General features: G+C 66.5%; 20 protein-coding genes. 12 read left to right on the top strand and 8 right to left on the bottom strand.

Going from position 1 to position 20,677, the window contains the following annotated elements; translation table 11 throughout:
- Positions 1-17 precede the first annotated feature (17 nt).
- Both BSY238_RS09010 and BSY238_RS09005 read right to left on the bottom strand, forming a co-directional pair.
- A complete protein-coding gene (locus BSY238_RS09010) occupies positions 18-446 on the bottom strand; it encodes a PPC domain-containing DNA-binding protein (protein WP_069038831.1) in 429 nt (142 codons plus the stop codon).
- Between the two features lie 10 nt (positions 447-456).
- A complete protein-coding gene (locus tag BSY238_RS09005) occupies positions 457-1,035 on the bottom strand; it encodes an NnrU family protein (protein ID WP_223300331.1) in 579 nt (192 codons plus the stop codon).
- Positions 1,036-1,200: 165 nt separating this feature from the next.
- Between BSY238_RS09005 and BSY238_RS09000 the strand changes: the two genes are divergently transcribed.
- Both BSY238_RS09000 and BSY238_RS08995 read left to right on the top strand, forming a co-directional pair.
- The gene (locus tag BSY238_RS09000) at positions 1,201-1,599 is read left to right on the top strand and encodes a hypothetical protein (protein ID WP_069040581.1); all 399 of its coding nucleotides are present in this window, start codon (positions 1,201-1,203) and stop codon (positions 1,597-1,599) included.
- A 54-nt stretch (positions 1,600-1,653) separates the two neighbouring features.
- Entirely contained in the window at positions 1,654-1,797 is a 144-nt protein-coding gene (locus BSY238_RS08995) for an entericidin A/B family lipoprotein (RefSeq protein WP_069038830.1), read from the top strand.
- Between the two features lie 184 nt (positions 1,798-1,981).
- Here the strand turns inward: BSY238_RS08995 and BSY238_RS08990 are convergent, their stop codons facing one another.
- From BSY238_RS08990 to BSY238_RS08975, 4 genes are all read right to left on the bottom strand, one after another.
- The gene (locus BSY238_RS08990) at positions 1,982-4,645 is read right to left on the bottom strand and encodes a DNA topoisomerase III (RefSeq protein ID WP_069038829.1); all 2,664 of its coding nucleotides are present in this window, start codon (positions 4,643-4,645) and stop codon (positions 1,982-1,984) included.
- Positions 4,646-4,793: 148 nt separating this feature from the next.
- Positions 4,794-5,255 carry a DUF494 family protein gene (locus tag BSY238_RS08985; protein WP_069038828.1) on the bottom strand — a complete coding sequence of 154 codons (462 nt, stop codon included), beginning with the start codon at positions 5,253-5,255 and terminating at the stop codon, positions 4,794-4,796.
- Between the two features lie 78 nt (positions 5,256-5,333).
- Positions 5,334-6,422 carry a DNA-processing protein DprA gene (gene dprA, locus BSY238_RS08980; protein WP_150123911.1) on the bottom strand — a complete coding sequence of 363 codons (1,089 nt, stop codon included), beginning with the start codon at positions 6,420-6,422 and terminating at the stop codon, positions 5,334-5,336.
- A 29-nt stretch (positions 6,423-6,451) separates the two neighbouring features.
- Positions 6,452-7,471 carry a LysM peptidoglycan-binding domain-containing protein gene (locus BSY238_RS08975; RefSeq protein WP_069040580.1) on the bottom strand — a complete coding sequence of 340 codons (1,020 nt, stop codon included), beginning with the start codon at positions 7,469-7,471 and terminating at the stop codon, positions 6,452-6,454.
- A gap of 329 nt (positions 7,472-7,800) precedes the next feature.
- Between BSY238_RS08975 and def the strand changes: the two genes are divergently transcribed.
- The 8 genes from def (at position 7,801) to BSY238_RS18980 (ending at position 16,009) form a co-directional block, all read left to right on the top strand.
- Positions 7,801-8,304 (top strand): peptide deformylase, encoded by a 504-nt coding sequence (gene def / locus BSY238_RS08970; protein WP_069038826.1) that lies wholly within the window; start codon positions 7,801-7,803, stop codon positions 8,302-8,304.
- Positions 8,304-9,263, top strand: coding sequence for a methionyl-tRNA formyltransferase (gene fmt / locus BSY238_RS08965; protein WP_069038825.1), 960 nt, complete (start codon positions 8,304-8,306; stop codon positions 9,261-9,263). The genes def and fmt overlap by 1 nt, the downstream gene beginning before the upstream one ends.
- Positions 9,264-9,445: 182 nt before the next feature.
- A complete protein-coding gene (gene htpX, locus BSY238_RS08960; protein ID WP_069038824.1) occupies positions 9,446-10,294 on the top strand; it encodes a zinc metalloprotease HtpX in 849 nt (282 codons plus the stop codon).
- Position 10,295: 1 nt separating this feature from the next.
- Positions 10,296-10,685 carry a DUF2237 family protein gene (locus BSY238_RS08955; protein WP_069038823.1) on the top strand — a complete coding sequence of 130 codons (390 nt, stop codon included), beginning with the start codon at positions 10,296-10,298 and terminating at the stop codon, positions 10,683-10,685.
- Between the two features lie 157 nt (positions 10,686-10,842).
- Positions 10,843-12,063, top strand: a complete 1,221-nt coding sequence (rsmB, locus tag BSY238_RS08950) for a 16S rRNA (cytosine(967)-C(5))-methyltransferase RsmB (RefSeq protein WP_236952624.1) — start codon at positions 10,843-10,845, stop codon at positions 12,061-12,063.
- Complete coding sequence (locus BSY238_RS08945; protein WP_223300330.1) at positions 12,056-12,649, top strand: DUF4390 domain-containing protein; 594 nt, start codon at positions 12,056-12,058, stop codon at positions 12,647-12,649. The genes rsmB and BSY238_RS08945 overlap by 8 nt, the downstream gene beginning before the upstream one ends.
- Positions 12,646-14,748 carry a sensor histidine kinase gene (locus tag BSY238_RS08940; RefSeq protein ID WP_069038821.1) on the top strand — a complete coding sequence of 701 codons (2,103 nt, stop codon included), beginning with the start codon at positions 12,646-12,648 and terminating at the stop codon, positions 14,746-14,748. The genes BSY238_RS08945 and BSY238_RS08940 overlap by 4 nt, the downstream gene beginning before the upstream one ends.
- A gap of 13 nt (positions 14,749-14,761) precedes the next feature.
- Positions 14,762-16,009: a sigma-54-dependent transcriptional regulator gene (locus BSY238_RS18980; protein ID WP_069038820.1), complete on the top strand. Its 1,248-nt coding sequence runs from the start codon at positions 14,762-14,764 to the stop codon at positions 16,007-16,009.
- Between the two features lie 57 nt (positions 16,010-16,066).
- Here BSY238_RS18980 and BSY238_RS08930 read toward each other — a convergent pair whose 3' ends face one another.
- Positions 16,067-16,888 (bottom strand): formate/nitrite transporter family protein, encoded by an 822-nt coding sequence (locus BSY238_RS08930; protein ID WP_069038819.1) that lies wholly within the window; start codon positions 16,886-16,888, stop codon positions 16,067-16,069.
- 319 nt (positions 16,889-17,207) lie between these two features.
- Between BSY238_RS08930 and BSY238_RS08925 the strand changes: the two genes are divergently transcribed.
- Positions 17,208-17,627 (top strand): GlcG/HbpS family heme-binding protein, encoded by a 420-nt coding sequence (locus BSY238_RS08925; RefSeq protein ID WP_069038818.1) that lies wholly within the window; start codon positions 17,208-17,210, stop codon positions 17,625-17,627.
- A 127-nt stretch (positions 17,628-17,754) separates the two neighbouring features.
- Here the strand turns inward: BSY238_RS08925 and BSY238_RS08920 are convergent, their stop codons facing one another.
- Positions 17,755-19,992, bottom strand: a complete 2,238-nt coding sequence (locus tag BSY238_RS08920; protein WP_069038817.1) for an AsmA family protein — start codon at positions 19,990-19,992, stop codon at positions 17,755-17,757.
- A gap of 229 nt (positions 19,993-20,221) precedes the next feature.
- Here BSY238_RS08920 and mscL point away from each other — a divergent pair, with 229 nt between their 5' ends.
- On the top strand, positions 20,222-20,650 hold the full coding sequence (mscL, locus tag BSY238_RS08915; protein ID WP_069038816.1) for a large conductance mechanosensitive channel protein MscL: 429 nt from the start codon (positions 20,222-20,224) through the stop codon (positions 20,648-20,650).
- The last annotated feature ends 27 nt before the right edge of the window (positions 20,651-20,677 follow it).

Here is a 20,677-nt window from a genome sequence, read left to right as displayed (position 1 = left end):
ATTTGCAGGCAGTGTGCTCAATCGGGGCCACGGGCGCCGAGCAGTTCGTGCAGGTTCTCGGCCACCATTTCCTCGAAACCGGTTGCCGGGTCGATCTCGCGCCGGATGTCCCAGCCGGTGGCGATGCCGAGCACCAGTTCCATCGTGGTGCGCACGATGCTGCCCGCCAGCAGGTGACCACCGGTGACGCGCCCGTCGGCGTCGGCCACCATCATGTGCAGATGAACGCCGTGCCGGCTCACGGTGCCGGACAGCGTCAGCAGCTCGCTGTCGCCGTCGATGATGGTGGCCGTGTCGCGACCGGCCAGACGCAACATGGCGGGTGCAAGGCTGCCCACCGCCGACAGCACGAAGGCGGCGCCGATGTCCTGCCGGCGCGCGATGGCTTCCAGGCTGCGCCGCAGATCGTCGCCCGGGCGCAGCCGCTCGATGTGCAGGGTGATCACAGGCGTACGTTCAGCCGAAGGGCTTCACGCCGATCAGCGCGAGGTGCAGCCAACCGGCGAACACCGCCCAGCCTGCGACACCGACGACGATGGCGATCGCATCGCGCGGTGCGCTGCCCGGGCGCTGCACACCTGCCGCGCGGTCGCGCCGGCGCAACGTGGCGAACATGACGACCGACCACACCAGAAAGCTGCCGAACAGCAGCAGGTCGGCCAGCGTGCCGTTGGCGACAAGGTGGGCGAACGCCCAGATCTTCACGCCGGCCACCATCGGATGGCCAAGCTTTGCGCGGATGCGCGTGCCCGGCACATAGGCACAGGCCATCAGCACGAAGGCCGGCAGCGTGAGCAGCGCGGCCAGGTGACGCGTCCATACCGGCGGCGCCCACAGCAGCGTCGGCGCCATGCGCGCGTCGCCATAGCCCTGCACGATAAGCGCCAGCCCGATCAGGGACAGCGCCGCATAAAGGACTTTCCACGGCAGCAGACCGAGGCGCGCGACACCCGCATCGCGCAGGCCGGGGGCAATAAGCCGCGTCGAGTGCACGCCGAGCAGCAGCGCCAGACCGAGTACCAGCATAGCCATCATATGTTCTCCAGGACAGGGATCAGAGCGCGAGCGTACCCGAGACGGGCCACGCGCACGTGAGTCGATGCGGGAATCGTCCTACAGCCAACCCTCCATGCGGACGACAGGCGACGGCATGGCCGCTGCACATACTGCAGTCGTGTCATGCAGACGGAGAAACGCATCATGACGATTCGATTGCTGATGTCGGCGCTGTTCGGCGCTCTATTGAGTGCGGGGCTGCTGACCGCCTTCCAGATGGGACGCGGCGCAGCAGCCACACCCGACAGCGTATCTGCGATGTCGCGGCTTGATGGCCGCGAGGTGTTCGATGCGGATGGGGTCACGCTCGGCGTGGTCGAGCAGACCATATCCGGGCGCCACGGTGAACGCAGCGCACGCTATGCGATGGTGCGCGTGTCGCGCTCCGGCAACGCCGGCCTGCGTCTGGCGGTACCCGCCTACCGCTTGCAGGCGGTGGACGACGGCCTGATGTTGACGACCGATACAGAGGATGACCCGGCTGATGCGGGCGAAGACGGTGAAATCGTGCCGGCTGTGTCGCAGCTTCGCAGCACGATCTGAGTGTCACAGGCAGGTTTTCTGAACGCAATACCCACTTCCCCAACGGAGACGAGCATGAACAAGCTGATGACGATACTTATTCTGAGTGCCGGTCTTGCACTGGCAGGCTGCAACACGATTGCCGGCGCCGGCAAGGACATCGAGTCCGGCGGCGAGGCGGTGCAGGACACCGCGCGCGACGTGCAGAAGAAGATGTAGCTCCACGCTTCACCCCTTCCCGTTTTGCCCGACTCAGGCCTCGAGTCGGGCATTTTTTTGGCATCCATCGATCCGCTGCGGGCTCGGCCGGCGATCCCGATCGGGACCATGCCGCATGACGCGATCAAACGCGTCGCGCGCGCCACCTCGGAGAAGCGTCGCACCCGCCGTCCGTTCGCCCGCGTCAGGCGGATTTCTTTGCAGTGGCTTTTTTCGGGGCAGCCTTCTTCGGCGTGGTCTTCTTCGCTGCAGCCTTGGTCGGGGCAGCCTTCTTTGCGACCGCCTTCTTCACTGGCGCTGCGGCAGGCGATTCGCCTTCCGCCACGTCGGCGCCTGGCGTTGCCGCCTTGGCCTCCTTGGCCCCGGCTTTCGGCTTGACCGCACGCGGCTCGAATTCAAAGCCCACCTTGCCGTCCGGCTGGCGCACCAGGAAGGCGGAGAACTTGCGTTTGGTGCGCGACGACACGAATCCCTTCAGCAGATCGGTGCGGCCGGCCTCCAGCAGCTTCTGCATCTGCTCCGGTTCGATCGGCTGCTGCAGGATGATCTTGCCCGAGCGGAAGTCGCAGGACTTTTCCGGACCGACCGCCTTTTCGCAGATGTAGGACATCGGCTGTTCGTACACTTTTGCCGCGCACTTCGGGCACGCGCCGAGCGGCGTCTGCGACGAGAAATCGACCGGCTCGGCGTTTTCGTCATCGCGCGGCTGGCCGAAGTCGAACTCCGGTTCCATCTTGTCATTGAGCTTGATCAGCGCATTGAACGGCCGGCCCATCTTGTTGCGGAAGCCGGTCAGCGGTCCGACCTTGTGATCGCGCAGCAGGGTGTCGATTTCGTGCGTTTCGAACTGGCGGCTGGCGACGATCTTCCACAGCGCGAAGTCACAGCTCTGGCACTGGAACTTCTTGTAGTTTTCCTTCACGACACCGCCGCAGCGCGGGCACTTTTCTTCCAGCGTCGCGAAATCGCCCGGAATGGTGTCGCTTTCGTAGCTCTTCGCCTGATGCACGATGCGCTGCGTCATGTCTGCGATTTCGCCCATGAAGGCTTCGCGCGACAGCTCGCCGCGCTCGATCTGCGACAGCTTGTATTCCCACTCGCCGGTCAGTTCGGGCGAACTGAGTTCGTCGATCTTCAGGCCGCGCAGCGCGATCATCAGCTGGAAACCCTTGGCGGTCGGAATCAGCTCGCGGCCTTCGCGCAGCATGTAGCTTTCGAGAATCAGGTTTTCGATGATCTGCGCTCGCGTCGCCGGCGTGCCCAGACCGCGCCCGGCCATCGCCGCGCGCAGTTCCTCGTCGTCGATGGTCTTGCCGGCGCCTTCCATCGCGGACAGCAGCGTCGCTTCCGAGTAGCGCGCCGGCGGGCGCGTCTGCTGCGCCTTTACCAGCATGTCCTCGACCTTGACCGTCTCGCCCGGCCTGACCGGTACCAGACTGGCCGCAACGGTTTCGCCCTTGGCCTTCGCCTCGTCATCGACCAGTGCCGCTTCCTTGCCATACACGGCCAGCCAGCCGGCATTCACCAGCACCTTGCCTTCGGTCTTGAAGGCTTCGCCCTCGACGCGGGTGATCCGGGTCGTGATCTGGTATTCGGCGGCCGGAAAGAACACCGCGAGAAAGCGGCGCGTCACCAGGTCGTAGATCTTCGCTTCGGCTTCGGACAGCGACTTCGGCTCGGTGCCGGTCGGAATGATGGCGAAGTGATCGGAAATCTTGGCGTTGTTGAAGATGCGCTTGTTCGGCTTGACCCAGCCCTGCTTCACGATTTCGTTGGCATGCGGTGCATAGGTCTGCGGCAGGCGCGCGAGCACGTCATTGACCGTCTGCAGATAGTCTTCCGGCAGCGCGCGTGCATCGGTACGCGGATAGGTCAGCACCTTGTGCTTTTCATACAGCGCCTGCGCGATCTGCAGCGTGACGCGGGCAGAAAAGCCGAAGCGCCCGTTGGCCTCGCGCTGCAGCGACGTGAGGTCATACAGCAGCGGCGACAACTGCGTCGATGGCTTGGCCTCTTCCTCGACCGTACCGGTCTTGCCGGCGCACTTGGCCTGGATGGCACGCGCCTTCGCCTCGTCCCAAACGCGTTCGGCGCGGGCGTGCTCGTCGCCTTCCGGCCGCTTGAATTTCTCGTCGATCCAGCGGCCGGCGTACTCACCGGCCACGGCGCCGAAACGACCTTCGATTTCCCAGTAGTCGCGCGACTTGAAGCGACGGATTTCTTCCTCGCGTCGCACGACGATGGCCAATGTCGGTGTCTGCACCCGGCCGACCGTCGTCAGATGGAAGCCGCCGGTCTTCGAGTTGAAGGCGGTCATCGCGCGTGTGCCGTTGATGCCGATCAGCCAGTCGCTCTCGGCGCGCGACATCGCGGCCTGACGCAGACCTTCGACTTCCTGCGCACTGCGCAGCTTCACGAAGCCGTCGCGGATCGCCGTCGTGGTCATCGACTGCAGCCACAGGCGCTCGATCGGCTTGGTCGATTTGCTGTGCTCGACGATGTAATTGAAGATCAGTTCGCCCTCGCGGCCCGCGTCACAGGCATTCACGAGGCTGTCGACGTCCTTGCGCTTGATCAGCCGGGTCAGCAGGCGCAGTCGCTCCGCGGTCTTGTCGATCGGATTGAGCGTGAACCGGGGCGGGATGACAGGAAGATGGGCAAACGACCACTTGCCGCGTTTGACCTCGTATTCCTCGGGCACGGCCAGTTCCAGCAGATGGCCGACAGCGGACGACAACACGTAGTCGTCGCTTTCGAAGTAGTCACCTTCGCGCGTGAATCCGCCGACGGAGCGCGCGATGTCCTGCGCGACCGACGGTTTTTCCGCGATGATCAGTTTTTTGCCCATGCCTGCCCGATGACCCGATCGCCGACTGCGGCGCACCGGGTGCGCGCCGGATCAAGCGGCGTGAAAGCGGCGCATGATAGGGACAAAAATTCCGAACAGGCAAGCGAATACGCGGGAGCTCGCCAAGCCCGTCGCGTCGCGCGCCGGATCAATGCGGGGCGCGCGGCTCGTCTTCGTCGGACAGCAGCTCCTCGAGGACCAGGGTGTCGGTGGTTGCCTGCTGGTTCCACAGCACCATCAGCACGATCACCTTGAGCTGGCTCAGCGACACCTCGTCATCCTCCAGCGCCAGCGCACGCTCGACCACGATTTCACGGGTCAGGGCGTTGATCGCACCGGCATCTTCGAGGAATGAGAGGAAGCCGCGGCATTCCGTGTCGAGCCGCGATTGCTCCGCTGCCGAGTACAGCCGGATGGAGCGGCTTTCTTCGGCAATCTTCGGCTTGTCTGCGCCACCGGCGCTTTCAAGACCGGACAGCCAACCCATGGCTTCCTCGATTTCGTCCTGCTCGAAACCGGCAGCCGTGAGCTTGCGTGCGAGCTGGTTGGGCTCGGGATAGCTGTCCAGATGCGCGTAAGTTTCGAAAAGATAGACCAGAACGTCGATCATGATTCGGCTCCGCGCGTGCCGGTTGGCGGCAAAGCCCACCGGCGGTTTGTCACCCGGCTCGGGCGGACCCGAACCGTATCACCTGATTCGCTGGAATCGCCCGTCGGGCAGCAACGCAACCCGCCTTTCGAGTTCCAGCGAAAGCAGCATGGCGGAGAGGGTGTCTGCCGTCAAGCCGGTATGTTGCGCGAGCAGGTCGATTCCGATCGGATCGAAGCCCATTGCATCGAGCAGCCCCGAGATGTCGTCAGCCAACGGTGCTGCGGCGGCAGCGCCGGCAGGAGCCACCTCCGGCTGCAACTCGGACAGGATGTCGCGCGCGTCATCCACCAGTTTGGCCCCCTGGCGGATCAACTGGTGGCAGCCCTTGGACAGCGGCGAGTGGATGGACCCCGGAATCGCGAACACCTCGCGTCCCTGGTCGCCGGCAAGACGGGCGGTGATGAGCGTGCCGCTGCGTGCTGCCGCCTCGACCACCAGCACACCACGAGAAAGGCCGGAAATGATGCGGTTGCGGCGCGGAAAGTTCTCCCGCAGCGCCGGCGTGCCGAGCGGAAACTCGCTGAGCACGGCACCCTGTGCCGCCACGCGGCGCGCGAGTTCCTGATTGCGCGGCGGGTAGATGCGGTCGGCACCGGTGCCGATCACCGCAATGGTCGAACCCGGACCGTCGAGCGCGCCGTTGTGGGCTGCAGCGTCGCAGCCTAGCGCGAGGCCGCTGACGATGGTCAGGCCGCCGCGCGACAATTCGCGCGCAAATTGTTCGGCCGTCTGCGCGCCCTGTGCGGTGGCGTTGCGCGCACCGACGATGGCCAGCGCACGCCGGTTCAGCAACTCGACGCGGCCTTTCACATACAGCAGCGTCGGTGGGTCGGCTATTTCGAGCAGTGCTTGCGGATACGCGGCGTCGGCAAGCGTCACGAGGTGATTGCCCTGCTGGTGCGCCCAGTCGAGCGTACGTGCGATCGCCGCATCGTCATCGAAGGCGGCCAGCAGGCGGGCCGCCCTGTCGCCGACCGCCGCGGCGATCGCCGGGCCGGACGCCGCGAACACCCGCTCCGGCGGACCGAATGCAGACAGCAGACGGCGCTGTGCTTCCAGCCCGAGTCCGCGTGTCAGCGTGAGCCGCAGCCAGGCTGCGAGCGACGCATCGGATACGCGCTCCACCGGCGACCGCGCGATCGAGCCGTCGGCGTTCAGGGCTTGCGGAAGCGGTCGCCGACGGTGATCGGGCGCTTGGCATCCATCACCAGCGCATAGGAAATGGTGTCGAATACCCGGAACACGAACACGACGCCCGAGCGCTCATCCGGCATCTGGAAGGTGTTGATCTGCTGGTCGAGACGCTCGGTGATCTTCTTGCCGGCGACGAAGGCGGCGAACACGTGGCCGACCTCGACACCATCGTTCGCGCCGCGGTTCAGCAGCACGACGTTGTGGCGTCCGGCCGATGCCACGCCGCCGACGATGCGCGCCACGCTGCCTTCGATCTCCTTCTCGGGGGCTCGCGGTACATAGGCGACCAGTACAGCCGGGGGCGCCGGAATCAGCCGGTCGCCCTTGCCCATTTCGAACTGCGCCTTCTCGACCTCGAATGTCGCCGGGTCGCCTTCGCGCGTCAGCCGGGCATCGCCGAGGTATTCGGCCTCGAAGCCCAGCACGGCCTTGGTTTCCGGATCGCGGATCGGCGCAGCCGGCCGATAGACATGCCACAGCGACGCGCTGTCGGTCACGCCGGTCACATAGGCCACATCGCCCGCGCTGAGGTACACGCGGCCTTCCTGCGTGCCGACGATGCGCGGCGCCGTTTCGTTGAAACCGGCTTCCACCGCAATCGGCCTGGTCAGGAAGGGTTCGATGGCCTTGTGCGGAATCGAGGCGATCGGCTCGGGCACCGCTTCTTCGTAGGTCTTGGGCGACAGCTTGACCGGCTGACCGACGCGCAGGCGAGGCGAGCCGTTGAAATCTTCCAGATAGACGATCTGCCCGGGGTAGATCAGGTGCGGGTTGCGGATCTGTTCGCGATTCATCCGCCAGACTTCGGGCCAGCGCCACGGCTCCTTCAGGAACAGGCCGGCAATGCCCCACAGCGTGTCGCCCGGCTTGACGACATGGCGGTCAGGCGCGTTGCCGGCAATGGCGGGCGCAGCGTCTGACTGGGCGAAGGCGGTCGCGCTTGAAAGGGCGACCAGCAGGGAGCATATAATCTTGCGCATGTTGTGGCCTCGCACTGGCGGACGCCGGTAGCACAACGGTTACGGACGGATGGTCGCCGCGTTTCGTGTTGCACCGCCGGAACCCGGCCGGGGGTTTGCCTCTCGATATTGGTTCAAGCGTTTGCTACGGCAGCGTGCGCGGCGACTTGAGCTGCGCACGTTCTGGTTCCGCCGCCGAAAATCATGGGTTGCATCATGGATTGCGGCACGCGTTGCATGACGGCAGGCAAGGCTCAGGCCATCGGCATGCATCAGTGTAGCAAGCTGCTTCAACTAATGACAGTCTGCATGAAAATTCACTGCTAATCCATTAAATCAGCACGACTTTTATGGCACTACTTCCGATACTGAAATTTCCCGATCCCCGTCTGCGCAAGAAGGCGTCGCCGGTGCAGCAGGTCGATGAAAGCACCCGCAGACTGGCCGCCGACATGGCGGAAACGATGTATGCCGCACCCGGGATCGGACTGGCTGCGACCCAGGTCGATGTGCACAAGCAGGTCATCGTGATCGATATCAGCGAGGACAGGAGCGGGCTGATCACGCTGATCAACCCGCGCATCGTCGCGCGTGACGGCGAGCAGGTGTACGAGGAGGGGTGTCTGTCGGTGCCCGGCATCTATGAAAAGGTGACGCGCTCGGAGCACATCCGCGTCAGCACGCTGTCGCTCGACGGCGCCGAGCACGAAATCGATGCACACGGCCTGCTCGCCGTATGCATCCAGCACGAAATGGATCACCTTCAGGGCAAGGTGTTCGTCGATCACCTGTCGCAGCTCAAGCAGAGCCGCATCAAGAACCGCATCGCGAAGCAGGCCCGCGAAAGCGCCTGATGCCCTCACGTACCCCCACGGCCCGGCCGCGCATCGCGTTCGCCGGCACACCTGAATTCGCCGCTCGTGCACTCGACGCGCTGATCGGTTTCGACTGCGACATCCCGCTCGTGCTGACCCAGCCTGACCGGCCGGCCGGCCGCGGCATGAAGCTCGCGCCCAGCCCGGTGAAGGCGCGTGCCCTGGCGCATGGCCTGATGGTGGCTCAGCCGGATACGCTGAAAACGCCGGAACTGCGTGCGCCGCTGGCGCAGGCCGCGCCCGACCTGCTGGTGGTCGTCGCCTACGGCCTGCTGCTGCCGCGCGCCGTGCTCGACATTCCGCGCCTCGGCTGCATCAACATCCATGCGTCGCTGCTGCCGCGCTGGCGTGGCGCCGCGCCGATACAGCGCGCCATCGAAGCGGGTGACGCCCGGACCGGCATCACGCTGATGCAGATGGACATCGGTCTGGACACCGGCCCGATGCTGGCAGAGCGCATGGTCGCCATCACGGACATCGACACTGCCGCCTCGCTGCACGACCGGCTGGCTGAAGCCGGCGCGCGGCTGCTGATCGATACCCTGCCCGACCTGCTGGCAGGCCGCGTCACGCCGCGCGCGCAACCGGACCATGGCGCGTGCTACGCGGCCAAGATCAGCAAGGCCGAAGCGGCCCTCGACTTTCGTCGTCCCGCGCTCGAACTGGGTCGCCGGTTGCGCGCCTTCGATCCTTTCCCCGGCGGGCTGATGACGGTGGAGGGAACGCCGATCAAGCTGTGGCGGGCCGACGTGCTGGCCGAGCCGGGCGCACCCGGCCTGATCAGCCGGGTCGATGATCACGGCGTGGTGATCGGCTGCGGCGACGGCTCGCTGTGTGTCACCGAACTGCAGAAGGCCGGCGGGCGCCGGCTGCCAGTGGCCGAATTCCTGCGTGGCCACACGCTTGCAGCAGGCCAGCAGGTACAGCTGCCGGGCTGATCGTCGGCCGGGGTCCGGCTGCGTTGCGCGTCCTTGCAGGGAGCCATCCTGCCGCGTCGTCGCGCCTTGTCAGACACTCTGCCGCCCCTGCCTGCAACGCCGGTCAACTGAGGTTTCCGGCTTGAATTTTCAGCTGAGTGCGCAATCTATATGGCGTCCGATTTCACTGACGGGTAAGCACAATGTTTGGCAACTGGCTGAAAACCTCGATCCTGATGGCCGGCATCGTCGCGCTGTTCGGCGTCGTCGGCGCAGCCATCGGCGGGCAGCAGGGCATGCTGCTGGCGCTGCTGTTCGGCGGCGCGATGAATGTGTGGGCCTACTGGTTTTCCGACAAGATGGTGCTGCGCATGTACAAGGCGCGCGAAGTCGACGCCGCGTCGTCGCCCTATCTTTACAACATGGTGGCCGAACTGGCGCAGCGGGCCGAACTGCCGATGCCGCGCGTCTACCTCATCGACGAGGCGCAGCCGAATGCCTTCGCGACCGGTCGCAACCCGGAGAACGCGGCCGTGGCGGCGACCACCGGCATCGTCCGCATGCTGTCCGCGCGCGAGTTGCGTGGCGTGATGGCGCATGAGCTGGCACATGTGAAGAACCGCGACATCCTGATCTCGACCATTTCGGCCACGGTGTCCGGCGCCATCTCCGCGCTGGCGCAGTTCGGCATGCTGTTTGGCGGCAGCCGCGATGCGGAAGGGCGCCCTGCCAATCCGGTGGTCGGCATCATTGTTGCCCTGCTGGCGCCGATTGCTGCCATGCTGATCCAGATGGCGATATCGCGCACGCGCGAATTCGGAGCCGATCGGGGTGGTGCGGAAATATCGAATGATCCGCATGCATTGGCCGACGCCCTCACTAAAATAGACGCTTACGCGCGGGGTATCCCCATGGCAACCGCCGAAGCGCACCCGGAGACCGGCCAGATGATGATCATGAATCCCCTTTCGGGCGGCGGCCTGCGCGGCCTGTTCAGCACGCATCCGGCAACAGTGGAACGCGTGGCGCGCCTGCGCGCGCTGGTCCGCTGACATGGACCGCGACTGGCGGCCCGACGGCAATGCCCGCAACGTGCTTGGCGGGCCGCTCGAGCCCTGTTCGTTCAAGCCGCTGACCGGATTTTTCCGCGATGGCTGCTGCAACACCGACGACAACGACTTCGGCTCGCACACTGTGTGTGCGGTGCTGACCGACGACTTCCTGCTGTTTTCCCGCGCGCGCGGCAACGATCTGTCGACGCCGCGCCCGGAGTACGACTTCCCCGGCCTGCGGGCCGGCGACCGCTGGTGCCTGTGCGCAGCACGCTGGCGCGAAGCCTTTGACGCCGGTCAGGCGCCGAAGGTGATCCTGGTCGCCACGCACGAGGCTGCGTTGCGCTATGCGTCGATCGAAGCGCTGCGCCAGCACGCCTGGACGGGTTGATCGTCCGCTTATCCCCGATCAGAACCCGCTCCGGAGCGGGTCTGACTCGCCTCTTGCCGGTACCCATGCATTGAATTCCGCATCTTCTGCCGGTCAGCCGGTCGCCGCCGATTCACTGGCTGCAGCCCTGCTCGGAGCAGCCCACGCCGTGGCTGCCGTGCTCAAGGGTGATGCGCTGGACGACGCGTTCAGTCGCACGCCTGACGCCCTGTCATCCAATACCGCCGCCGTGCGCGATCTTGCCTACCAGTGCCTGCGCGCGCATGCCGCGATCGAGGCCCGGCTCGCCGTGCTGGTGCCCAAGCCGCTGCGCGAGCTCGATCGGCGTGCGCTGCTGCTGGTTGCGCTGTGCCGCCTCGACGCGCGACCCGACAGCGCACACACCACGGTCAGCCAGGCGGTCGACGCTGCGCGCACGCTCGGTGGTGACCGCTTCGGCGGGCTGATGAATGCGGTGCTGCGCAGCGCGCAGCGGCGTGGCGACGAGTTGGCTGCCGCGGTCGCGGGTGACGACGCAGCGCGCCTGCAACACCCGCGCTGGTGGCTTGACCGGCTGCGCCGTGACCACCCGAATCACTGGCAGGACATCGCGCAGCAGGGCAATACCCATCCGCCGATGGCGCTGCGCGTCAATCGCCGGCGCGCCACCGTCGATGAAGTACAGGCCCGCCTCGCGGCCGAGGACATCGCGACAACCCGACACGGCGACGCCGGTCTGCTGCTCGACAAGCCGTGCCCGGTCGCCCGGCTGCCGGGGTTTGCCGATGGCCTGATGTCGGTGCAGGACCTCGGTGCCCAGCGCGCCGCCGGCCTGCTCGACGTGCGCGCCGGGCAGCGCGTGCTTGATGCCTGCGCAGCACCCGGCGGCAAGGCGTCGCATCTGCTCGAATGCGCCGACATCGAACTGCTGGCGCTCGACCACAGCGCGCCGCGCGCACAGCGCATCAGCGAAAACTTCGCGCGGCTCGGGCTGACCGGCCGGGTGCAGATCGGCGACGCCGCGGCGGTCGATACCTGGTGGGACGGCCGCCCCTTCGACCGCATCCTGGCTGACGTGCCGTGCAGCGCGTCCGGTGTCGTGCGGCGGCACCCGGACGCGAAGTGGCTGCGCCGGCCGGACGATATCGCCCGTTTCGCCAAGCAGCAGCGCGCCATGCTGGACAGCCTTTGGCGCGTGCTGGCGCCCGGTGGTAAATTGCTGTACGCCACCTGTTCGGTCTTCCGCGCGGAAAACCACAAGCAGGTGGCAGCCTTCGTGACCCGCCACGCCGACTGCCAACGCCTGAGCCCATGCGGCGCTTTCGATCTGCAACTGCTGCCGGACGCCGAGCATGACGGGTTCTTCTACGCCCTGCTGCAGAAAACCCGCGGTGTCTGAACGACCCCCGACCTGGCCGGGGGTCTGGCGCTGCATCGTGACCTGCCTGCTGACGATCTGCCTGATGGCGCCCGGCCATGCTGCTGCTGGCGTGGAAATGCGCGATGTCCGGCTCGATCACAGCGACGAGGGCTACCAGCTGTCCACCGACATCGGCGTCACGCTGTCGCCTCGGCTGGCCGAAGCCGTCACGCGCGGCGTGGCACTGTACTTCGTGCTCGAGTTCGAAATCAGCCGGCCACGCTGGTACTGGCTCGATGAAGACGTGGTCGAGCGCGCGCTGACCTACCGCCTGAGCTATCACGCACTGACCCAGCAGTACCGGGTATCCACCGGCGCGCTGCACCAGGGCTTCGACACGCTGGACGAAGCGCTCAAGCTGATCGGCCGGCTGCGCAGCTGGCCGATCATCGACTCGGGGCGTCTGAAGGCCGGCGGCAGCTATGTCGCGGCGTTGCGTCTGCGGCTCGATGTGACCCAGCTGCCCAAACCGTTCCAGCTCAGCGCGATGAGCAATCGCGACTGGACGCTGGAGTCCGAATGGCAGCGCTGGGGCTTCACCGCGCAGCAGGCGGTGCCGCGATGAGGAACTTCATTTTCGCCAGCGCCGCGCTCAGTGGCGTGCTGCTGCTGCTGCTGTCGCTGGCCAGCGAAAACACCGCGCTGTTCGCGCGCAGCTACCCGCTGCTGCTCGGCCTGAACGTTACTGTGGCGCTCGGCCTGCTCGGTCTGGTGACGTGGCTGGTGGCGCACCTGCTGCGCGAGCACCGCGCCGCCGTGTTCGGCTCGCGCCTGAAACTGCGTCTGTTCGCGGCATTTGCCGCACTGGCGGTGGCGCCGGGCGCGCTGATCTACGTGCTGTCGGTGAATTTCGTGTCGCGTTCCGTCGATTCGTGGTTCAACGTGCGCATCGAACAGGCACTCGAAGGCGGTCTCATCCTCGGGCGCAACACGCTCGACTACCTGTCAGCCGACCTGCTCGACAAGGCCCGCACGATGGCGCGCGACCTGTCCGATACACCACCGCTCAAGCGCAGCGCACGGCTCGACGTGCTGCGCGAACAGGCCGGTGTGGCCAGTGCAACGCTGTTTTCCCCGCAGGGACAGGTGGTGACGACCAGCGCGGCGGCCACCCGGCTGGTACCTGCTCTGCCATCGCCGTCGCAGCTGCGTCAGGCGCGCCAGGGCATGGGCTTGACCACGGTGGACACCGACAGCAACGACGGCCTCACCGTGCGTGCGCTGGTGTTCATCGGCGGCGCGACACTGGCATCCGACGCGCCGGTGCTGCAGCTGCTGCAGCCGCTGCCGGCTTCGCTGGCATTGAACGCGGAGGCGGTGCAGAGTGCCTATCGCGACTATCAGGAACTGTCGCTGGCGCGCGCCGGACTCAAGCGCATCTTCGCGCTGACGCTGACGCTGGCGCTGCTGCTCGCGCTGTTGTCGGCACTGGCCGTGGCTTTCGTGATCAGCCGGCGCATGTCGGCGCCGCTGTCCATTCTGGCGCGCGGGACCGATGCCGTGATGCAGGGCGATTTCAGCCCGATTCCGGCGCTCGCCACGCGCGACGAACTGGGCACATTGACCCAGTCCTTCCGCCGCATGACAGAACAGCTCAACGATGCGCGTGCGCAGGCCGAACGCAGCCGCAGCGAAACCGAGGCGGCACGCACCTACCTCGAAGGCGTGCTCGGCAACCTGTCGACCGGTGTGCTGGCATTCAGTCCGTCCACCCGGTTGCGTGCCGCCAACCAGGGCGCGCTGGCCATCCTGGATGACCGGCTAGAAGGCTGGGAAGACATTGCGCTGGCGCAATGGCCGCGCCACCCGGAATTGCGCGACACCATCCTGGCGGCCATCGACGAGGGGCAGGAGTCGTGGAGCCGACAGATCGACATCGCCGATCCGTTCGGCCCGGGCAAGACTTTGCTGCTGCGCGGTTCGCAATTGCCGCAGGCCGGCGGCGGCGGCTTCGTCGTCGTGTTCGACAACATCACGCAGCTGATCGCCGCGCAGCGCAGCGCCGCATGGGGCGAAGTGGCGCGCCGGCTGGCGCACGAGATCAAGAATCCGCTGACGCCGATCCAGCTGTCGGCCGAACGGCTGCAGTTCAAGCTGTCGGACAAGCTTGACGAGGACGGCCAGCGCCTGCTGGCGCGCGCCACATCGACCATTGTCGATCAGGTCGAGGCGATGAAGAACATGGTCAATTCCTTCCGCGACTACGCGCGGCTGCCGCAGCCGGTACTGACGCCGCTCGACCTGAACCGGCTGGTGGACGAAGTGCTCGGCCTGTACGAAACCTCGACCCCCCGCATCGAACGGCATCTGGCGACCGATCTGCCGCACATCAGCGGCGACGCCGGCCAGCTGCGCCAGGTCATCCACAACCTGCTGCAGAATGCGCAGGACGCCTCGGCCGAAGCAGGCACGCCGCAGATCAGCGTGCACACGCGCCGCCGCGGCAATCGCGTCGAACTGTCGGTGCGCGACAACGGGCACGGCTTTCCGGCCCAGGTGCTGGCGCGCGCGTTCGAACCCTATGTCACGTCGAAAGCACGTGGCACAGGCCTGGGGCTGGCCATCGTGAAGAAGATCGTGGACGAGCACGATGGTCGTATCGAAATCGAAAACATCGCGCCGCAAGGCGCTGAAATCCGCATAGCGCTGCCGCTGGCAGCCTGAAAGTCAGGAAAACATGGCTCGCATACTGGTGGTCGACGACGAGATGGGCATTCGGGAGTTGCTGTCCGAAATCCTGCGGGACGAAGGGCACGACGTGACGCTGGCGGAAAACGCGGCGGCGGCGCGCAGTGCGCGACTTGCCGCGCGACCCGATCTGGTGCTGCTGGACATCTGGATGCCCGACACCGACGGCATCACGCTGCTGAAGGAGTGGGCTTCGGGCGGGCAACTGACGATGCCGGTCATCATGATGTCCGGTCACGGCACCATCGATTCGGCGGTCGAGGCGACACGCATCGGCGCGCTCGACTTCCTCGAGAAGCCGATCGCGCTGGCCAAGCTGCTGTCCAGCGTGAAGCGCGCGCTGATCCGCAGTGCACCGGCCGAACAGCGCCCGGCGGCACCTTCGCTGGCCGGCATCACGCGTGGTGGTCCGCTGCGCGACCTGCGCCGTCGTCTGGAACAGATGGCCAGCCGCTCGCGCATCATCATGCTGCGCTGCGGTCCGTCGAGTTTTGCCGAACTGGCTGCGCGCACGCTGGCGGTGCCGGGACGGCGCTGGATCGAACTGGCCGGCATTCCGGGCGCCATCACGCAGGAACAGCTCGATGCGGCACGCGGCGGCGTCATCCACGCCGGCGACATCGGCGCGCTGTCGCGCATGCAGCAGAAAAACCTCGCCTTCGCGGTCGACCGGCTGGAGCGGCTCGACGCGAAGCTGATTGCCAGCTGCGCCCAGGCGCCGGCAGAGCTGCAGGCCGCCGGCTGGGACGAAGCCGTGCTGTCGCGGCTGTTCGACGTCGTGCTGCCGCTGCCGACGCTGGCCGAACTGCGTGACGAGATCGGCGATCTGGCCGACGACGTGCTCAAGCACATGGCGGACGCGGGCGAAATTCCGCTGCGCGCACTGGCCGAGTCGGCCCGCCCGCTGCTGCGTCAGCATCCGTGGCCGGGCGGCTACGGAGAACTTGTGTCGGCGCTGCGCTCGGCCGCGCTGGCCACCCTCGATGACGATGTGGACGCGAGTGCGCTGCGGGCGCTGCTGCGCCCCGCCGGCAACGCGGCGCTACCCGGTCTGAACCAGCCGCTGCGCGACGCGCGCGAGGCGTTCGAGCGGCTGTATTTCGAACACCACATGGAACGCGAAGGTGGCAACATGACGCGGCTGGCCGAGCGATCCGGGCTGGAGCGCACCCACCTGTACCGCAAGCTCAAGCAGCTCGGGCTGCCGGTCGGCCGGCGCACCGAGCATCAGGACTGAAGTCCGGAACCGAGCCGCAGGACCGGGCCGATAGCCCGGGCCGCGGGATCGCCGCCGTCAGGCGCGCTGGCGGAACGTCAGGTAATACACCCCGGCGACCAGAATGCTGCCGCCGACGATGTTGCCCAGCGTCGCCGCGACCAGATTGCCGGCCAGCCCGGCCGCGGTGAGGCCGGACAGATCGACGCCGGCCGGCAGCACACCGTTGGCGTGCAGCAGCATGCCCATCGGAATGAAGTACATGTTGGCGATGCAGTGTTCGAAGCCGGCGGCGACGAAGGCCGACACCGGAAACACGATGGCCAGCACCTTGTCGGTCACGCTGCGCCCGGCGGTTGCCAGCCACACCGCGAGACAGACCAGGGCGTTGCACAGGATGCCCTTCACGAACACGACCAGGAAGGGCGTCGCCGTCTTCGCCGCCGCCACCTTCACATAGGTTTCGGCCACTGCGCCGCCGTTCATGTCCCCGTGATGGGACAGGAACACCAGCGCCACCATGCCCAGTGCGCCGACTGCATTCGCCACATAGACGATGGCCCAGTTGCGCGCCAGCAGGCTGAACGGAATGCGCCCCTCGGCCCAGGCCATGACCAGGAAATTGTTGCCGGTGAACAACTCGGCGCCGGCCACGGCCACCAGGATGAGGCCGAGCGAGAATGCCAGCCCGCCCAGCACGCGGGTCAGCGCGAAGCCGAGCGAGGCATCGCTGGCCACCAGCGTGAAGTACAGCGCACCGAAGCCGATGAAGGCGCCGGCCAGCACCCCGAGCATGAACATCGTGCGCACCGGAAGGTTGGCTTTGACGATGCCGATGTTTTCGACCTTCTCGGCAATCTCCTTCGGTGAGTAGAGGTCGATCCCCAGATTGCTGGCCATGCGTGCTCCTTGTCGGTTTTGTGTGCGGAACCCGTCTCGCGCGGGCAGGCCGACAGTGTAGGATGCTCACCGTGACGCCGGTAGATTGCCGGCCCCGCGGCAGCCCACCAGTTAGCTCGCCGCGCGGAACATGCACCACAGAAGTCAGCCAGACGCACAGTGCCGGTGAGCAATCCGCCCGCCGGCCCGCGCACCCGCCGGACCACCCGTCACGGCCAAGCGTCGCACGAAAACCCCTGACCGGCCTTCTCCGCAACGCAGCGGAGCAGCACCGGCGTCGGGGTTCAACGCCCTCTCTTGACATTGACGGAGTACGACCATGAGAACCCGCCTCACCCTGACGCTCGACGACGCGCGGCAGATTGCGGCCGCGGCAGAAGCCGAAGCCCTGAAACGCAACTGGCCCGTCACCATCGCCATCGTCGACGACGGTGGCAACCTGATGTGGCTGCAGCGCCTTGACGGCGCGCCGCCGATGAGCACCCAGATCGCACCGGAGAAGGCCCGCACCTGCGCTCTGGCGCGCAAGCCGAGCAAGGCGATCGAGGACGTGGTCAACAGCGGCCGTCTGGCCGCGTTGCGCATGCCGGTGCTGCCGCTGGAAGGTGGCGAAATGATCATCGTGGACGGCGAATGCGTCGGCGGGGTCGGCGTATCGGGCGTGAAGTCCAGTGAAGACGCCATCGTCGCCCGCGCCGGCATCTCGGCCATCGGCGCGAGCTGGGAACTGCCGGCCTGAAGAGCCCATACGGGCGCGGTCCTGTGGGAGCGGTCCTGTGGGAGCGGCGGCCCCGCCGCGATACGCACGCTGATCATCGACCATCGCTGCTCGATCGCGGCGGGGCCGCCGCTCCCACCGACCGCCGTTAGCGGCCGAACAGCCCTTTCAGCTTGTCGCCGACCTGTTCCTGCACCTTGTCACGGGCTTTTTCCTGCAGTTTCTGGCTCTGTTGCTCGACCGCCGTCCTGGCGGCGCCCTTCACCAGATCGGCGAACTCGATCTTGTAGTCGAGGCTGGCGAACGGCCCGTACAGGCGCACCGGTACGGTCACGCCCCTGAGTTCGTCGGCGGCACGGCCGTCCTGCCCCTTGCTCGTCGCAGCCAGCGTGACGCGCGCCAGGTAATCCACACTGGCGTCGGGCAGATTGATGGTACCGGAGCCGGCCAGTCGCAAAAAAGGCGAGCTGGCTGTCAGATCCGAATTGCGGGCGATGCCGTCGTCGATGCGAAAGCTGGCGCTTAGCGCCGAGAAATCGGTCTTTTCGGTGGTGCTGGCCTGCTGCACGGTGGTGCCGCCGCCCAGCTTCGCCTTCGCTTCGCGCAGGCTCTTCGCGAGATTGATGCCGCGGATGGCACCGTCGCGCAGCTTCAGCGATGCACTGCCGTCGAGTGCACGCTTCAGCGCACCGACCGTCGTGCCGGCCGTCGCGACATCCAGCGTGACCGTGCCGCGCCCCTCCAGCAGGTCCTTGCCGGCCGCGTCGCGGATCAGTGGGTGCACGTCGATGTCCGACAGCGTCTGCTTCAGCGCGATGCGGTTGCCATCGGCATTCAGGCTGAGCGCACCGCTGGCCGCGCCCTGATAGAGCGCGGCCGAATAGGGCGACACCTCCAGCTTTCCGTTCGACGCCTTCACGTTCAGCGTCATCTTCGTCATCTTGACGCCGGCCAGCTGCAGTGCACCGATGCGTACGCTGCCGCTGGCGTTGATGCCGCGCAGCGCGGACAGGTCGACCGGGGTGTCGTCCGCATTGCCGGCTGCGGGTCTGGCCGCCTCGCCGGCCGGCGCGGGCGAGCGATAGCGATCCAGATCGAGCTGGTCGATGTCGACGTCGAAGGTCAGCGCCAGCGGTTGCAGGCGGGTCGCGGCGAGCTTGAGCAGGATGTGGCTGTCGTCGAGCCGCGTGTCGAGATCGAGCGCTGCGGTCTGCGCCTTCAGGTCTGCGCGCGCCGAGCCCTTGACCGGAAGCTTGATGCTTTTCATCGGCAAGGACGGATGCGCGATGTCCAGCGAACCTTCGAGCGCCGACAGCTCGCCGGATGGCCCGTCCAGCTGAACGTTCAGCGGCGTGGCCAGGGCGGCCTTTACGGTGGCGGTGTCCTGACGCGCGTCCAGCGCCAGCGTGAGGCCGGCCACCCGGATCGCCTGCGCGCTGCCTTCGATGCCCTTGAGCTGCAGCTTGATGTCCGCCATGCGGGCACTCGAATCGATCTTCGCCGCCAGACTGACCTCATCACCACGGGCGCCGCCGGCATCGAGCTGCAGCGCGGGCGCCGCCAGTTTCGCCGACAGCGCCTCACCGGCCCGGCGGGCGGACAGGTCAAGCGCCAGTTTCTGGATGTCGATGCGGCCGTCGGCGGCGGCTTCGAGCCGCTCCGAGGTCAGTGCGGCACGCAGATCCGTCAGGTCTGACAGCGTGCCGTCCATCGTCGCGTTCAGCGCTTCGAGCGCGAAGCGCTGCGCCGGCAGGTCATAGTCGTAGCCGGCAGCCAGCATGATGTGCGAATCGGCCGCCGGCTGCGCAGACGTCCAGCGCGCCGTCATGTCGAGCCTGCCGCGCGCCGCGTTCGACAGCTTGCCGACCGACAGTTCGATGTCGCCCAGCATGTGCGCCGCAGCGCTGCCCTCGTCGCGGAAAGCGAGTGCCGAGCGCGACAGCTTCAGCCCGGCGATATCGAAGCGGACCGGCGAGCTCTCGTCCTTCTCGGCCGAGAGCAGGTCTTCGAAGTTGAACGAGCCGTCCTTGTAGCGGATCAGCGCGACGCTCGCACCTTCGATCCGGATTTCGTCGACCACCAGCGAACCCGACAGCAGCGGCAGCACCGCAACCGATACGCGCGCACTGTCGATGGCTGCGAAGCGCTCGGTCGAATTGTGTTCGGACAAGGCGGTGCGACCGAGCTTGAGTCCGAGGTTCGGATAGAAGGACAGGTCGACATCACCTTCGATATCCAGCGTGCGCTGCTTCTGTTCGAGCACGACCCGCCTGAGCTCTTCCTTCACGCGGACGGCATCGAAGGTGATCGCCACATACAGCACGACCGCAGCGAGCAGCGCAGCGATGCCGCCGAGCGCGAAAGCCGCAAGCTTGAGTATCTTCATGCCTTCTCCATACGAAACAGACCGGCTGATGACACATGCCGCGTTGCCGGACGGTGCTCGATCCGGCTGGCGCAAGCGGCACGGTGGCTGGCGAGCGTATCAGAGATGGCGGCGGGCAGCCCGGACCGGCGCCACGCCGGCCGTGTGCTATCTTCCTCGCCGCCGGAAGTCATCGGTTCGCGCGCGCCGCCCGCACGCGAATTGCACCCATATCAACAAGGAGACCAGCATGAGCTTCGTTTCGGAATTCAAGGCATTCGCCATGAAGGGCAATGTCGTCGACCTCGCAGTCGGCGTCATCATCGGCGCAGCCTTCGGCAAGATCGTCGACTCGGTCGTCGCCGACCTGATCATGCCCATCGTGGGTGCGATTTTCGGCGGCCTGGATTTCAGTCAGTTCTTCATCGTGCTCAAGGACATTCCACCCGGCGTACCGGAAACGCTGGCCGACCTGAAGAAGGCGGGCGTGCCGGTGTTCGCCTGGGGCAGCTTCCTGACGATCGCACTCAATTTTGTCATTCTCGCCTTCATCATCTTCATCATGGTGAAGCAGATCAACCGGCTCAAGCGTGAAGAGGCGGCGGCACCGGCGGCACCGGCAGAGCCACCCGAAGAAGTCGTGCTGCTGCGCCAGATCCGCGATTCGCTGTCGAAGTAGTCCGGATCGGGCGGGCAACAAAAAAGG

The sequence above is a fragment of the Methyloversatilis sp. RAC08 genome (assembly GCF_001713355.1).
In the GTDB taxonomy this organism is placed as follows: Bacteria; Pseudomonadota; Gammaproteobacteria; order Burkholderiales; family Rhodocyclaceae; genus Methyloversatilis.
Note: the sequence above shows the minus strand (reverse complement) of the source record. Positions and strands in the feature narration are given on the sequence as shown.

What these genes read in the sequence shown, in the direction of transcription:
- BSY238_RS09005 (WP_223300331.1), bottom strand. Translation starts at nt 1,035, where the DNA reads ATGATGGCTATGCTGGTACTCGGTCTGGCGCTGCTGCTCGGCGTGCAC.
- BSY238_RS09000 (WP_069040581.1), top strand. Translation starts at nt 1,201, where the DNA reads ATGACGATTCGATTGCTGATGTCGGCGCTGTTCGGCGCTCTATTGAGT.
- BSY238_RS08995 (WP_069038830.1), top strand. Translation starts at nt 1,654, where the DNA reads ATGAACAAGCTGATGACGATACTTATTCTGAGTGCCGGTCTTGCACTG.
- BSY238_RS08990 (WP_069038829.1), bottom strand. Translation starts at nt 4,645, where the DNA reads ATGGGCAAAAAACTGATCATCGCGGAAAAACCGTCGGTCGCGCAGGAC.
- BSY238_RS08985 (WP_069038828.1), bottom strand. Translation starts at nt 5,255, where the DNA reads ATGATCGACGTTCTGGTCTATCTTTTCGAAACTTACGCGCATCTGGAC.
- BSY238_RS08975 (WP_069040580.1), bottom strand. Translation starts at nt 7,471, where the DNA reads ATGCGCAAGATTATATGCTCCCTGCTGGTCGCCCTTTCAAGCGCGACC.
- def (WP_069038826.1), top strand. Translation starts at nt 7,801, where the DNA reads ATGGCACTACTTCCGATACTGAAATTTCCCGATCCCCGTCTGCGCAAG.
- fmt (WP_069038825.1), top strand. Translation starts at nt 8,304, where the DNA reads ATGCCCTCACGTACCCCCACGGCCCGGCCGCGCATCGCGTTCGCCGGC.
- htpX (WP_069038824.1), top strand. Translation starts at nt 9,446, where the DNA reads ATGTTTGGCAACTGGCTGAAAACCTCGATCCTGATGGCCGGCATCGTC.
- BSY238_RS08955 (WP_069038823.1), top strand. Translation starts at nt 10,296, where the DNA reads ATGGACCGCGACTGGCGGCCCGACGGCAATGCCCGCAACGTGCTTGGC.
- BSY238_RS08940 (WP_069038821.1), top strand. Translation starts at nt 12,646, where the DNA reads ATGAGGAACTTCATTTTCGCCAGCGCCGCGCTCAGTGGCGTGCTGCTG.
- BSY238_RS18980 (WP_069038820.1), top strand. Translation starts at nt 14,762, where the DNA reads ATGGCTCGCATACTGGTGGTCGACGACGAGATGGGCATTCGGGAGTTG.
- BSY238_RS08930 (WP_069038819.1), bottom strand. Translation starts at nt 16,888, where the DNA reads ATGGCCAGCAATCTGGGGATCGACCTCTACTCACCGAAGGAGATTGCC.
- BSY238_RS08925 (WP_069038818.1), top strand. Translation starts at nt 17,208, where the DNA reads ATGAGAACCCGCCTCACCCTGACGCTCGACGACGCGCGGCAGATTGCG.
- BSY238_RS08920 (WP_069038817.1), bottom strand. Translation starts at nt 19,992, where the DNA reads ATGAAGATACTCAAGCTTGCGGCTTTCGCGCTCGGCGGCATCGCTGCG.
- mscL (WP_069038816.1), top strand. Translation starts at nt 20,222, where the DNA reads ATGAGCTTCGTTTCGGAATTCAAGGCATTCGCCATGAAGGGCAATGTC.